This window comes from Bacteroides sp. D20 (assembly GCF_003436255.1).
GTDB classification, from domain to species: domain Bacteria; phylum Bacteroidota; class Bacteroidia; order Bacteroidales; family Bacteroidaceae; genus Bacteroides; species Bacteroides uniformis.
In genome coordinates, this window is sequence record NZ_QSOO01000010.1 from 138,398 (window position 1) to 151,068 (window position 12,671).

Sequence of the window (12,671 nt, forward strand, 5' to 3'; positions counted from 1 at the left end):
TCTAATCACACAGTCTGTCGTCGGTTCATGCCGCCAGCCTTGCAGGTCACATCCTTAGCCCTCTCTTTCTTTTTTCACCCGGATTTTGTCTGTTGCCCTGCTCCGGCTGGGGCTTGTCGGTAACTGTCAAATCTTGGGATTGCTTCACTTTAAGGCTACGCAGATAGTCGTTCAGGTCATTGTGACCGCTGTACAGGTGTGATGCGTCACGTACACGCCATTTGTATTCCTGCCTTATGGCTTCAACCGCTTTCCTGCCTGCCTCGTCATTGTCAAGCATACAGTGTATATGCCCGTAACCAGCCAGCGGATATAAGGCTTTATCCACGTTGGCGGTGGAGTTCAGGATAACGTAATCCTGCCAGTCGATACAGGGCATACCCGGGCTTTTCTGTTGCCGGATAGTGAGGAATGAAAGATAGTCCATAAAGCCCTCGAACACGAAACAGGTATCTCTCGGTTCTCCCTTTTGCCTTATGTGGGTGATGTCTTTCGATGTGCTGCCCTTGAAACGGGGATTGCGAAGCTCGTAACCTCCTGAATCATTCCTGAACGCCAGCGCAAAATAAGGCTTTCCACCGATGCGGTAATACATTTCCTGCACGTATGGGGCTGCCGTTCCGGGGGAAATCCCCCTTTCCTGCAAGTATCGCATGAGTGCCGGATTCTGTAACGGCTGTATTCTGCGTATCTCTATCGGGCTGGCTGCCTGCCTTTTCGTGTCCCTTTCGGGCAGGTCTTTCCCGTGAAAGGAAAAAGAGGCGGTGTCGCCCTGCTCCAGTCGGCAGATAGCACCGTAGGCGTTGCACCCGTTCTGCTTCATCACAAGGTCGATGAGCGTCCCACCCTCGCCAGTTCCGTAGTCACACCATAGATTGGCGTTATAATCCACCTTGAAACTTGGCGTGTTGTCCTCCCGTAAGGGGCTGCGGTACATCCCGTAGCTTCCCTTTTCCGTGACGGGCTGGATTCCCAAAGAGTTCAGGTAATCCTTGATACTGATATTGTTGGCTTCCTTGTAGGTCATAATCTTTATTTTTTTGATGGTGATAAATTGCAGTAGCACAGTAAGAAGTCAGTAAGAAGAAAAGTCACTATGTTTCTGCACATAATTCTTTTTCTTTCAGCAGATTACATCTTATGCAGTAAGATAAGTAAGTTATTTCTTCAAAAGAAGATAGAAATATAACCCTGATAATTCCTGCGGTTTTTCTTTTTCCAAACTTTTCCAAAAGTTTGCGGTTTTATCTTACTGCTTACTGCGCTATTGTTAAATATTTGATATACAGGATATAAAATAGAAATATATCTTACTGTGGCAGTTACTGCGTTGCAGTAATAACCAACCGTAAAATGACCGTGCTAACCGTAATCGCTGTTTGTACAGGATGTTGGAACAGGCTTTATCCTATACCCATATACCGAATAGGTCTGTTTGTCGATACGTTTCTGTACCCGTTTGAACCCGGCTTTGCGTAACGCTTCCCCCAGCCGTTTTTCAGATAGTTGTATGGGGCATATATCCCGTAAGCGTGCCAGTATTTGTGCCGTTGTCATAAAAAACAGGGCTTCTTCCCCCTCTGTCGGCTTCTCAAAGTATTGTGCCAGCATCTCGAACTCGACCGTCTGCACCTCAAATTCCGCATTTGTCAGGTGCAGTTCCCCAATCTCCGCATCATTGAACCAGTAGCGTACGCCCTGACGGTACAGGTACATGATTTCGGAATAGACGTTATCCATGCGGATGCTTTCTGCCGTGGGCTTGTCTATGCGCAGCACCTCGAACGGCAAGAAACGCCTGCTGCCTGTCGGGTCGGTCAGGAACTCGTTGCCGTTCACCGAAGCCATGAAGCTGGCGAGGTGGGGGTATTCCTCTATGTAAACATCATACGGTCTGCGGTACTTTACCGCCGGGGTGGTGATAAGGTTCTTCAATGCGTTCTCGTTCTGCTTGTTGAGTTCCTTTAGCTGGTCGTCAATGTTGATGAACAGGTATTCGGCTATCAGTGTCAGGATGTCTTTGCCCTGCGGGTCTATCTTCCCGGTGAACAGGTAGTTCTTAAGCGGTGTCGGGCAAAGGTTGTCCAGCCACCACGATTTGAACTGCCCCTGCCTGTTCCCGGTCAGTACCAAACAAGTATGGTTCTGACACCCCGTGTCGTTCATGGCGTTGGCTACCACACCGACAAGCCATTTCGTGAAATATTCCTCCCATTTGCCGGGGTTGGCTACCTGTACCGTGTTCAGAAGCCTGCCGATATGCCCATGTTCGGCAGGATTCAGTAAGGGCAGGGCGTTGAAGTATTCCCGTATGGGATGTACCTTTCTTGCGAAATCGCTTTCCAGTATGGTACGGATGTTCTCGGCAGAGGTGACAATACCAGCGGTCGCATCCAACCTGCGTCTGAACGAGTTCAGGACGAATTTCGTAACGGGCTGGTACAAGTCCGAAGAATCCGCAGCCCGGTATTCCGTCCGGCTCTTTACGGTGTTGAACCGGAAATCATACAGGATGTTCAACAGGCTTTCGATACGCTCGTTCTTTGACTGCCAGCCCTCGATATGCCGTGTTTCATCACCTCTTTTCTTTTTCATCGGGAAGTCTGTTAGAAGCCGGGACATACTGCTGTTGCATCCACTTTTTGAGTTCCTCCATGTCGAAACGCAGGGTACGCCCACGCTTGACACACGGTATCATCCTCTTGCTGGCTAAGTGATACAGATAATTGACCGAATACCCGGTTATGCCGCTGGCAACGGATATTTTGACTAACACAGGCTCTTTTTCGTCCTGCCGTTCTTCGGGCTGTACGCCCATGACCGGGGCAATCATCTTTTCGATGTTCTCCAGTCGTTTGAAAATTTCTTCGAAAGGATTATTCATGAGTGCTTATTTTTTGAATTAGCACCACAAATAAAATAAGAAAAATCGGTAAAAAACAAAGTGTCAGCCGTTTGGAATCGCTTTGCTTCGCTCTGCACCAAATTAATGTCGGCAAATAGAAAACGGTTTTGTGTTCATTACCTTACTTAATTTAGGAAGTGGGAAAAAACAGTTTTTTTGTTATCGGTTCGTTTCTTTCGTGTTGTTGTTGGGTTGGCGGTGGACATTTTCGGACACGCAAGGTCATTTGCGGACAGGAAGAAACAACCTGTCATTCAGCCTTATATATTTGCACCAGTGAAGAAAAACGGAGTATTGACAAGAATAAATATATAGGTTATGGAAATAGTGACGATTGAAAAGAAAACCTTTGAACTTTGGAAACAGAGGTTTGAAAATTTTGTGGGGCGTGTGGATGCGCTCTGTGTGCCTTTACGCAGGAAGCGTGACAAATGGCTGGATAACTGCGAGACCTGCCGCCTGCTGAGCGTTTCAGCCCGGACGATGCAGACCTACCGTGATACGGGGAAACTGCCTTATTCGCAGATTAACGGCAAGATTTACTACAAGGCTTCGGACGTGGAAGCATTTCTGCTTAATCAGGTAAGGGACAATTCTAAAAAGTAGGCGTATGGATTTGATAACGAAAGATTCCGAAACCACATTGGTACTGTTTTCTTCTCTTGACAGGGTGCTGGAAAACGTGGAGTACGTGGTAACGAACTATCGCCCTGTATTGAACGGTGAACACTACCTGACGGGCGAGGAGGTATGCAAGCGGCTTTGCATCAGCAAACGGACGTTGCAGGATTACAGGGATGCGGGACTGCTGGGGTATGTGCAGCTTCCGGGAAAAATCATCTATCAGGAAAGTGACATCATGGATTTGTTGGAAAGGTTCTATCAGAAATGAAATCTTGAAAACTATATGTAAAGCTATCTTATTTTCTATATTTATTGGCTTAATGATTAGGAACCAGCAATAATACGATTTTTAACATTATTGCTGGCTCTATAACTATTAGCCTAAAATTTTATTTTTAAAAGTAAAGGCTATGATAAAAGCTATAAAGGTAGATGTTAGTCCATTAAAAAGATTGAGATATATTTCAGCTTCGTGATATTTATCGTTATTATTCATCTCTAACAAAATATTTTTAATATTATCCTTTTTTTCTTGTATTATAATAGACGATTGAGGAACTGTATTTAATGCTAAATCTAATTCTTCATAAGCATTTAGTAATTCTTTATAGATTGGATTTTTCTCTTGGTAACAATAGAATGTTTTGTTTACACAGATGACAAATCCTATGAATAATAAGACTGAAAAAAAGTATAATACTCGTTTTCTGAAAGAACCCAAAGAACCTCCTTTTCCATTATTATATTTAGAAAAAAATAGTATTGACATAATTAGTAACAAGCAGTCAATAATGATAAAAACAAAAGTATCGTTCATATTTCTATATATTTAAAGGTATTAGATAGCAAAGATAAGGGTAAAAAGACCTAAAATGACACTTCTAAATCTTTTATAGTTGATACACTACTTATTAGCGGTGTGTCATATTTGAAATGATTTCTTAAAATATAGAGGTTAAGATTGCAATACAGCCAGCAACCATGTTTTCTTTGAAACTGTGTTGCTGACTGTATTATATTAATTCTAAGAAGGAAATTAATAGATGTTTAAATTGACGTTTGGTGAGATTTCAATATTTTCTATTTTAATTTCTTTATTGGTAATAAAATCGAATGTACCTTTTCCATATAATCGTGTAGAAAAGTCTTGTTCGATACTGGAGTCACCATGTGATGCACCTAAAAGAACCTTTGCAGTAAAACTCATGTCCTTAAAACTGAAAGTTTTGTTAGGTATATCGACATAAAAGTTATTAGGAGATATACTAATATCCCAATCTTCTACTCCATAGTTTCCTGGATTAGTATTATTGATAACATCATCCCAATAATTTAAATTAATTTGCAATTGTGTCAAAAGCTGACTTCTTATCTCTTCTAATTTCATAAATTAAATATTTTAAATTCATATCGGCAAATATATGCAAAAAATATTATTTTTCAAAAGGATAATTTCTTTTCAACTTCTTGCATATCCCTTAGTATCGTTTGGTCTAATACTTTCGCATAATGCTGCGTCATTCGGGTGGATGAATGCCCCAGCATTTTAGCCACGTTCGGCAGTGACACGTTGTTAGCCAGCGCAATAACCGAAGCGAAACTGTGCCGGGCTGTGTGCGTGGTCAGGTTCTTTTTAATACTGCACAGGTCGGCAATCTCTTTCAGGTAGCTGTTCATCTTCTGATTGCAGGGAACGGGCAACAAAGTTCCTTTATCCATGCAGTAGGGGTTATCCTTATACTTTTCAAGTATCTGTTTGGGAATGCTCAAAAGCGGGATGTTGCAGATATTGTTTGTCTTTTCACGGGGTTTCACTATCCACAGGTTGCCGTTGCTGTCCTCTGAAACGTGTTCGGGGCGCAAGTTATACACGTCTATGAATGCCAGCCCGGTATATACGCAGAAGATAAAAACATCCCGTACCAGTTCCAGCCGTTCAATCTTGAACTCTTTCTGCCATATCCGGTTTATCTCGGCTTGGCTTAGGAACTGTTTGTTTACTTCCACCTCGTGAAACTTGATTCCTGCAAACGGGTTCTTTGTCAGCCACTCGTTGGCAATGGCAAGGTTTATCACTTTCTTAAAACATTTCATGTACCGGATAACGGTATTTTGTGCGCAATGCTTCTCCGTCTTTAGGTATAAATCGAATTTACGCACCAGCTCCCCGTTTACCTCACGCAGTAGCATATCATCTACCTTGTAATCCCGTTTAACCAGTTCCATAAGATATTTAAGGCAGTTATCGTAACGTCTTACGGTGATGTCGGCATAGTCCGTCCCGATTAGCTTCCGGCAGTTGTCGTTATGCTCTTTGAACACATTGTATAATGTCTTGAAAGTTTGGTCCTTTCCCTGATAGCGGTTCACTATGGCACGTGCGGAGATAATCTTTCCCTCCAGTTCCAAGTCTTGGTAAATCTGATAGAATTTCACACGCAAGGCGTCAATGTAATGGTTAAGTTCGACTGAATTTCGGTCTTTGCCTGTCGATTTCTCTTTTTCCTGTGACCAAAGTGGGACTTTTACGCTCCGCTTTAGTTGAAGTTCCACGTATAGGCGGTCATAAGTGACACGTACACGCACGGGGGCTTCCCCGTTTTTTAACAGTTTGCTACGCTTGATGAAAAACAACACGCTGAATCTTTTTCTTTCCATACGGCTCAATTTTTAATGATACAAAGTTAGGAAATCGAACCGAGAACCCTGTTATGTAAAATAGTGCAACATGCTGTAAAAGAATGAAGTAAATACCTCGCAGTGGAACATTCCGGGCTTTTGAAAACAGTCCCTTGAATAAGGACGTATGGTTTGCTTCAATCCCACTAATTTTGCTTACTCTTGGAAATGAAAAATCCCTGAACTTCTTTGAATTTCAGGGATTTACATCGTTTTGCCTTCTTAAAAAGTGGTGCCACCAGGAATCGAACCGGGGACACAAGGATTTTCAGTCCTTTGCTCTACCAACTGAGCTATGGCACCATGTTTATCTCTTTTGCGGTTGCAAAGGTAGTGAAACTTTTGGACTATGCAATAGCTTTCATAATAAAAAACGCTGATAATTGGCTATATGGCTAATTATCAGCGTTTATGATTTGAGAAAAAATACTGAAAAAGTTTTATAGCTATGCTTTTTCCGCTTCTTCTTCCTTCAAAGGATTCCATCCTTGTGCTTTGAGTTCAAACTCTTGACCGTCACGGGTAATTAGGGCGCAGCCTAATTCCGGTTTGGTGATATGGCCAATCAGCTTGACGCCTTCCATTTCGGCAACCTTTTCATGGTCGGCAATGGGGACGGTGAACAATAACTCATAATCCTCGCCTCCGTTCAGTGCACAAGTGCTCAGGTTCATATTGAATTCTTCTGCCATTACAGCCGTCTGATAGTCGATAGGAATATGTTCTTCGTAAACGCGGCAACCCACTTTGCTTTGGGTACAGATATGCAGTAATTCCGAAGAAAGACCGTCCGATATATCCATCATGGAGGTGGGTTGTATACCCTCTTCTGCCAGTTTCTGAATGATGTCACGGCGTGCTTCGGGCTTCAATTGACGTTCCAGAAGATACTCCTTCCCCGAGAAGTCCGGTTGCAAGTCTTTGTCACCTCCTTTGAGCACCGCCTTTTCGCGTTCCAAAAGCTGTAGTCCCATGTAGGCGGCACCCAAGTCGCCGCTGACGCAAATCAGGTCGGTTTCACGGGCACCATTGCGGTAGACCACTTTTCCTTTCTCACCCTCGCCTATGCAGGTGATGCTGATGGTAAGCCCGGTATAGGAAGCGGAGGTGTCTCCCCCCACAATGTCAACATCATATTCTTCGCAAGCCAAACGGATGCCGGCATAGAGTTCCTCCATGTCTTCTATACTGAAACGCTTGGATATGCCCAAGGAAACGGTAATCTGCTTCGGTGTGCCGTTCATGGCATAGATATCGGAGAAATTGACTACGGCCGATTTATACCCCAAATGCTTGAGCGGTACATACACAAGGTCGAAATGGACACCTTCCATCAGCAAGTCGGTAGTAACGAGCACTTCCTTTTCGGCCGGGTAGGAGAGGACGGCAGCATCATCTCCGACACCATATCGGCTCGACTCATTCTTTAGTTCAATGCCTTCGGTGAGGTGGCGGATGAGGCCGAATTCACCGAGGGTAGCTATTTCTGTTCTCATGCTTTCTTATGCTCTATTAATCAATTCACGCATAATCTCTGTCATTCTCGGTTGTGCCTCGTCTGCAGCTTTCTGCACTTCTTCGTGAGAGACTTCTACGATTTTACCTTCTACCCCCAGGTCTGTAATGACAGATACGCCGAACACTTTGATTCCGCAATGATTTGCCACGATGACTTCCGGCACGGTGGACATGCCCACTGCATCGGCACCCAGAATATGGAACATCTTGTATTCCGCAGGTGTTTCGAATGTGGGACCTTGCGTACCGATATAGATACCGTGCTGAACCTTGATGCCCTTTTCTGCCGCAATGGCGTCGGCCTTACGAATCAGCTCTTTGTCATAAGCTTCGCTCATATCCGGGAAGCGAGGACCGTAAGGTATGTTTTTGCCACGCAATGGATGTTCGGGGAAGTAGTTTATATGGTCGGTGATAATCATCAGGTCACCGATCGCAAAGTCCGGATTTGTGCCGCCACTGGCATTGGAAACGAATAAGGTCTTGATACCCAGTTCGCGCATTACACGTACCGGGAAGGTTACTTCCTTCATGGAATAGCCCTCGTAAAAATGGAAACGTCCCTGCATCGCCATGATGTCTTTATGGCCCAGTTTGCCGAAGATAAGTTTTCCGCTGTGTCCCTCTACGGTAGAGATGGGGAAATTGGGGATTTCTTCGTACCTTATCTCATACTTTTCAGTGATTTCACCGGCAAGACTGCCGAGTCCGGTACCGAGGATGATTGCTGTCTCAGGCTGGGTGTGCATCTTTCCCTTCAGAAAGGCTGCTGTTTCTTGAATGCGCTCTAACATAGCCAATAATGTTTTGGTTAAATATATATTGTTGATTTTGTAAGATTTCTATTTCTATCGGCAGCACGTAGATGTACGGCTTTAGTGTTTCGTCCAGTGCGGGATGGAGTTTCAACCTTGCCGCATCTTTCTCCGTGGTGATTATCAGTCTTTTCCACTCTTCCAGGTGCTGGAATTGTTCCTTTATTTGCAATAAATCCTTGGGAGTAAAGTCATGATGGTCATCAAATGCCAGCAATTTGACGTGTGGCGTGTAAGATTCCACTTCTTTCTGTAAGGGGGCGGGGGAGGCGATGCCTGTCACCAGCAGTACTTGCTCGTCTCCGGTGAGGGAGGAGAGCACTTTCCGGCTGTTCGTTTTCTCGGGAAATAGCGGTGTCAACATTCCATAGCGGAATCTGGAGAAATACAGTTGTTGGTATGGATAGAGGTGGAGCCGTTTAGCTATGATGTTGAAGTCTATCGGCTTGATATCATCCGGACATTTGGTAACGATGACCATCTGTGCCCGGTTTTTACCGCTTGAAGGTTCGCGGAGTCTTCCGGCAGGGAGCAAGGCATCATCGCACAGTAACCGGTGAAAATCAGTTAGTAGAATGTTCAGCCCAGCTTTTACATGGCGATGTTGGAAGGCATCGTCCAGGATGATGGCTTCTACAGTGGGATTTTCCAGTTTCAGCAGTTGCTCAATGCCGTGGCAACGGTTTTCGTCTACCGCTACCCGTGCATTGGGGAATTTATTTTTAATTTGATACGGCTCGTCACCTATTTGGCGTACATTGCTCTTGTCATCGGCCAATACATAGCCTCGGCTTTTACGCTTGTAACCCCGACTGAGGGTGGCTACATTTACTCCGTTTTTTTGTAATAGCTTTATCAGATATTCGGTATGTGGCGTCTTGCCAGTTCCGCCCACAGCAAGATTGCCCACGCATATTACTGGAACGTCAAAACTCTTTGACCGGAGCCAGCCCCAGTCAAAGAGTTTATTTCGCAAGCATACCCCTATCCCATAAAGCCATGATAGGGGATATAGCCAATGATATATCTTGATAAAGTTTTCCTCCATTTATTGAATATTCAGTTCAAAGGGGACACGTGCTTGTATACGGTCACATTTGTCAAAATTCTCCAGGACGCTGAACTGCTGGTATATCTCGCCCATTGTGCCTTTCAGCATACGTGCTTTGATGTAGTTACCCGGATTGGTGTTCATCAGACTTTCAAAGAAACTTTCCTTTTTCGGATAGCTCATCACGGTATAGGCATCTACTCCGGCCTTTGCAATGGCAATGTCCAAAGCTTTGTCCAAACCACCCAATTCGTCGACTAGTCCTAGTTCCTTGGCCTTGCTTCCGGTCCATACACGGCCTTGGGCAATTTTATCCAGGTCTTCCTTGCTGATGCCTCGGCCATCGGAGCAGCGGGTGAGGAAGAGGTCATATCCGTTGTTCACATACATTTGCATCAGCCCTTTTTCCCCGTCATTCATCGGGCGTGTCAGCATGCCGAAGTCTGCGTATTTATTGGTTTTCACTACATCAAAATTTACCCCGATTTTATCAGTCAGCCCCTTTGCGTTGGGGAACATGCCGAAGATGCCGATAGAACCCGTCAGTGTGGTAGGCTCGGCCACGATGGTGTCTGCATTACAAGAAATGTAGTAACCTCCTGAAGCTGCATAGTCACCCATGGAAACAATGACTGGTTTCTCTTTCTTCAATTCGCTGACGGCATACCATATCTGTTCTGAACCATAGGCGCTTCCGCCCGGTGAGTTTACGCGTAATACTACAGCTTTTACATCTTCGTCATCTTTCAGCTTGCGCAGGTCTTTAATCACCTTTTTAGAGTCGATGCCTTCTTCGCTGGAGGCAGAAGATGAACCACCGTCAATTTCTCCATAGGCATAGTATACGGCAATCACATTTCCACTTTTGTCTTTGGGAACATTCTTCTTTACGTTAATCATGTCCTGCAAACCAAGTACGGGCATGCGGTCGTCTTTGTCGATGCCTACCATCGCTTTCAGGTAGTTGCGCACATCATTCTTATATATTAATGTATCGACCAGTCCGCATTGCACACTTTCTTCTGCGGGATAGAACATCAACATGCGGTCGGCAATGGCGTTCAGTGAGTCTACAGATATTTTGCGTGATTCTGCAACATCATTGGTCACTTGTCCCCAGATGGAGGTCAGGTAAGCGTCGATTTGTTCACGGTTGGCAGGGCTCATTTCGGTAGAGATGAAAGGCTCTACAGCCGATTTGTAGGTACCTACTTTGAATATCTGCATTTCTACTCCGATTTTGGCCAGCAAATCCTTGAAGAACATGGGGGTAGCGGCCAAGCCCCTCCACTCGACCATACCTTGCGGGTTCAGCAACACCTTGTCGGCTACACTTGACAGATAATAAAGACCTTGGGAATAGCTGTCACCATAAGCCACGATGAATTTTCCCGATTCCTTGAAATCCTTCAATGCATTGCGTATTTCTTCGCGTGAAGCAAATCCTGCACCCAGCGAAGTCGCTTCTATATAGATACCTTTAATGTCGTCATTCTCTTTTGCTTTTTTGATAGAAGAGAGGATATCATCCAGGCCATAAGTCTTATAATTGTCTCCCATAAGGGCATCGAACGGATTGTCTTGGCTGCGTTCAGCCAGTGCACCATTCAAATCCAGCATCATAATGGAGTTTTTGCGTACTTGCGTTTCTGACTCCGAAGATGATACCATGCTGAAAACCACCAGAATACTGCTGAAAACTAAAACAACGACTGATACGATGATGCCGGTAATGGTGGCAAACGTAAATTTCAGAAAATCTTTCATTGCACTTTATTGTTTTTAGTATGCTAACTTTTAAAAGCTAACAAAGATAAATAATTAGGTTGATATTTACCCTATCTGTCGCTGAGTTTTTCGGTTTGTCACAGTATTATGGGAGATTTCATTCTCTTTTCTTTTATCTTTGAAGTATTTCATTTCGTTCTTTATGGATAGTTAGTTTCTAAAATGCCAGATATAATTGCTATCTCTTTACTTTCTGAGTCTGTTTCTCTAAAAACTAATCTTTCCACAGCAATGTTCTTTTCTTACCACAGCTGTGGAAAGAAAGAAACGCGGGTGTGGTAAGAAAGAAACATATCTGTAGTGAGAAAAGTTGTTCAGTAGTTCTCGTTTAGTATCCGGGCTTTCCGGATGTAGCCTTTCGCAGGTTTATTGTCAGTTCTCTTTGGGCTCCTCAAGCGTGGTGCCGGCCGTTCAGTGGTCTATGTCAAGGGGTGAACTTAGTATATTCCGATGCGCGCGCGTATATATATAATGTGTCCCCTTCCTTCCTGCCTTTCTTTCCCTTTAAAAAACATGCTTTAAAACATATCTATCAATCAGCTAGTTATGAAAAAGTTCACGTAAACCCTCAAAAAAAGCTTGTATATATTTTGCAGATGTCCGTAAAAGCGCTACTTTTGCATCCGCTTTCGGGAACGAAGGCGGCGATGTTTTGACATTCTGACAGTAAAACGGAGCGGTAAGCTTCCATTTTTCTCTTCTTTGCCATAGGTTTCTTTCGGAACTTCGGCCTTGGAAAAGAAAAGTGAAAAAAAACTTCCGAAACATTTGGAAGTTATGCTTTAAAGTTCTTACCTTTGCACCCGCTTTTGAAAACGAAAGCAGCGCGAGTTGACATTCTTCTTTCAAGAAACGGTGACCGGGTTTTTCTTCCTTTTTCTTTTTGCCTCCCTTTCGACAAGAGAGACGACGAGGAAAGAGAAAAGAGAAAAATAAAAAAAAACTTCCGAAAATATTTGGAAGATATGCTTTAAAGTTCTTACCTTTGCATCCGCTTTCTGAAAAGAACAGCAATCGTGAAACGAGCGATCTTTGAACAGATTTACATAAACAATACAAGTAGTACAAGAGCAGGTGCTTCGCAAATTAATAATTAGAAACTAATAATTAAGGCGCGTCGTACCTGGGTAAAACAAAAGAACCGTCAATACCTGTTTTATATAAATAGGTAAAGATAAGCTTTTTGAATTCGAGCGTCCTGAACAGATAATTAAGCTGCCGCACTTTAATTTTTAATATGCGCAGTCAAGATACTTTTACAATGAAGAGTTTGATCCTGGCTCAGGATGAA

Annotated in this window: 12 protein-coding genes and 1 tRNA gene; 2 read left to right on the plus strand and 11 right to left on the minus strand. The window is 43.8% G+C overall.

Translation table 11 applies throughout. The features are described from left to right. Positions 1-46 precede the first annotated feature (46 nt). The 3 genes from DXD78_RS12170 to DXD78_RS12180 form a co-directional block, all read right to left on the minus strand. Positions 47-1,027, minus strand: coding sequence for a toprim domain-containing protein (locus tag DXD78_RS12170; RefSeq protein WP_117652756.1), 981 nt, complete (start codon positions 1,025-1,027; stop codon positions 47-49). A gap of 335 nt (positions 1,028-1,362) precedes the next feature. After that, positions 1,363-2,595 (minus strand): VapE domain-containing protein, encoded by a 1,233-nt coding sequence (locus DXD78_RS12175; protein WP_117652749.1) that lies wholly within the window; start codon positions 2,593-2,595, stop codon positions 1,363-1,365. Then, a complete protein-coding gene (locus DXD78_RS12180) occupies positions 2,576-2,884 on the minus strand; it encodes a helix-turn-helix domain-containing protein (protein ID WP_117652750.1) in 309 nt (102 codons plus the stop codon). Before DXD78_RS12180 ends, DXD78_RS12175 begins: the two co-directional genes overlap by 20 nt. A gap of 339 nt (positions 2,885-3,223) precedes the next feature. Here DXD78_RS12180 and DXD78_RS12185 point away from each other — a divergent pair, with 339 nt between their 5' ends. Both DXD78_RS12185 and DXD78_RS12190 read left to right on the plus strand, forming a co-directional pair. Continuing rightward, the gene (locus DXD78_RS12185) at positions 3,224-3,511 is read left to right on the plus strand and encodes a helix-turn-helix domain-containing protein (RefSeq protein WP_117652751.1); all 288 of its coding nucleotides are present in this window, start codon (positions 3,224-3,226) and stop codon (positions 3,509-3,511) included. Between the two features lie 4 nt (positions 3,512-3,515). Next, positions 3,516-3,797, plus strand: coding sequence for a helix-turn-helix domain-containing protein (locus DXD78_RS12190; protein ID WP_117652752.1), 282 nt, complete (start codon positions 3,516-3,518; stop codon positions 3,795-3,797). A 108-nt stretch (positions 3,798-3,905) separates the two neighbouring features. Here the strand turns inward: DXD78_RS12190 and DXD78_RS12195 are convergent, their stop codons facing one another. The 8 genes from DXD78_RS12195 to sppA all read right to left on the minus strand — a co-directional run bounded on the left by DXD78_RS12195 (position 3,906) and on the right by sppA (position 11,359). Continuing rightward, on the minus strand, positions 3,906-4,346 hold the full coding sequence (locus DXD78_RS12195) for a hypothetical protein (protein WP_117652753.1): 441 nt from the start codon (positions 4,344-4,346) through the stop codon (positions 3,906-3,908). A gap of 219 nt (positions 4,347-4,565) precedes the next feature. Further along, positions 4,566-4,916, minus strand: coding sequence for a hypothetical protein (locus DXD78_RS12200; RefSeq protein WP_117652754.1), 351 nt, complete (start codon positions 4,914-4,916; stop codon positions 4,566-4,568). Between the two features lie 53 nt (positions 4,917-4,969). Next, complete coding sequence (locus DXD78_RS12205; protein WP_117652755.1) at positions 4,970-6,187, minus strand: site-specific integrase; 1,218 nt, start codon at positions 6,185-6,187, stop codon at positions 4,970-4,972. Between the two features lie 251 nt (positions 6,188-6,438). After that, positions 6,439-6,511: transfer RNA gene (locus DXD78_RS12210), tRNA-Phe, on the minus strand. 143 nt (positions 6,512-6,654) lie between these two features. Next, positions 6,655-7,704 carry a thiamine-phosphate kinase gene (thiL, locus tag DXD78_RS12215; protein ID WP_005828671.1) on the minus strand — a complete coding sequence of 350 codons (1,050 nt, stop codon included), beginning with the start codon at positions 7,702-7,704 and terminating at the stop codon, positions 6,655-6,657. Between the two features lie 6 nt (positions 7,705-7,710). Next, a complete protein-coding gene (locus DXD78_RS12220; protein ID WP_009037014.1) occupies positions 7,711-8,520 on the minus strand; it encodes a purine-nucleoside phosphorylase in 810 nt (269 codons plus the stop codon). Next, on the minus strand, positions 8,459-9,589 hold the full coding sequence (lpxK, locus tag DXD78_RS12225; RefSeq protein ID WP_009037013.1) for a tetraacyldisaccharide 4'-kinase: 1,131 nt from the start codon (positions 9,587-9,589) through the stop codon (positions 8,459-8,461). The genes DXD78_RS12220 and lpxK overlap by 62 nt, the downstream gene beginning before the upstream one ends. Next, entirely contained in the window at positions 9,590-11,359 is a 1,770-nt protein-coding gene (gene sppA / locus DXD78_RS12230; RefSeq protein ID WP_009037012.1) for a signal peptide peptidase SppA, read from the minus strand. Between the last annotated feature and the right edge of the window lie 1,312 nt (positions 11,360-12,671).

Bases quoted from the DNA above. Each gene is read 5' to 3' on its own strand.
- DXD78_RS12170 (WP_117652756.1), bottom strand. From the start codon at position 1,027: ATGACCTACAAGGAAGCCAACAATATCAGTATCAAGGATTACCTGAAC.
- DXD78_RS12175 (WP_117652749.1), bottom strand. From the start codon at position 2,595: ATGAAAAAGAAAAGAGGTGATGAAACACGGCATATCGAGGGCTGGCAG.
- DXD78_RS12180 (WP_117652750.1), bottom strand. From the start codon at position 2,884: ATGAATAATCCTTTCGAAGAAATTTTCAAACGACTGGAGAACATCGAA.
- DXD78_RS12185 (WP_117652751.1), top strand. From the start codon at position 3,224: ATGGAAATAGTGACGATTGAAAAGAAAACCTTTGAACTTTGGAAACAG.
- DXD78_RS12190 (WP_117652752.1), top strand. From the start codon at position 3,516: ATGGATTTGATAACGAAAGATTCCGAAACCACATTGGTACTGTTTTCT.
- DXD78_RS12195 (WP_117652753.1), bottom strand. From the start codon at position 4,346: ATGAACGATACTTTTGTTTTTATCATTATTGACTGCTTGTTACTAATT.
- DXD78_RS12200 (WP_117652754.1), bottom strand. From the start codon at position 4,916: ATGAAATTAGAAGAGATAAGAAGTCAGCTTTTGACACAATTGCAAATT.
- DXD78_RS12205 (WP_117652755.1), bottom strand. From the start codon at position 6,187: ATGGAAAGAAAAAGATTCAGCGTGTTGTTTTTCATCAAGCGTAGCAAA.
- thiL (WP_005828671.1), bottom strand. From the start codon at position 7,704: ATGAGAACAGAAATAGCTACCCTCGGTGAATTCGGCCTCATCCGCCAC.
- DXD78_RS12220 (WP_009037014.1), bottom strand. From the start codon at position 8,520: ATGTTAGAGCGCATTCAAGAAACAGCAGCCTTTCTGAAGGGAAAGATG.
- lpxK (WP_009037013.1), bottom strand. From the start codon at position 9,589: ATGGAGGAAAACTTTATCAAGATATATCATTGGCTATATCCCCTATCA.
- sppA (WP_009037012.1), bottom strand. From the start codon at position 11,359: ATGAAAGATTTTCTGAAATTTACGTTTGCCACCATTACCGGCATCATC.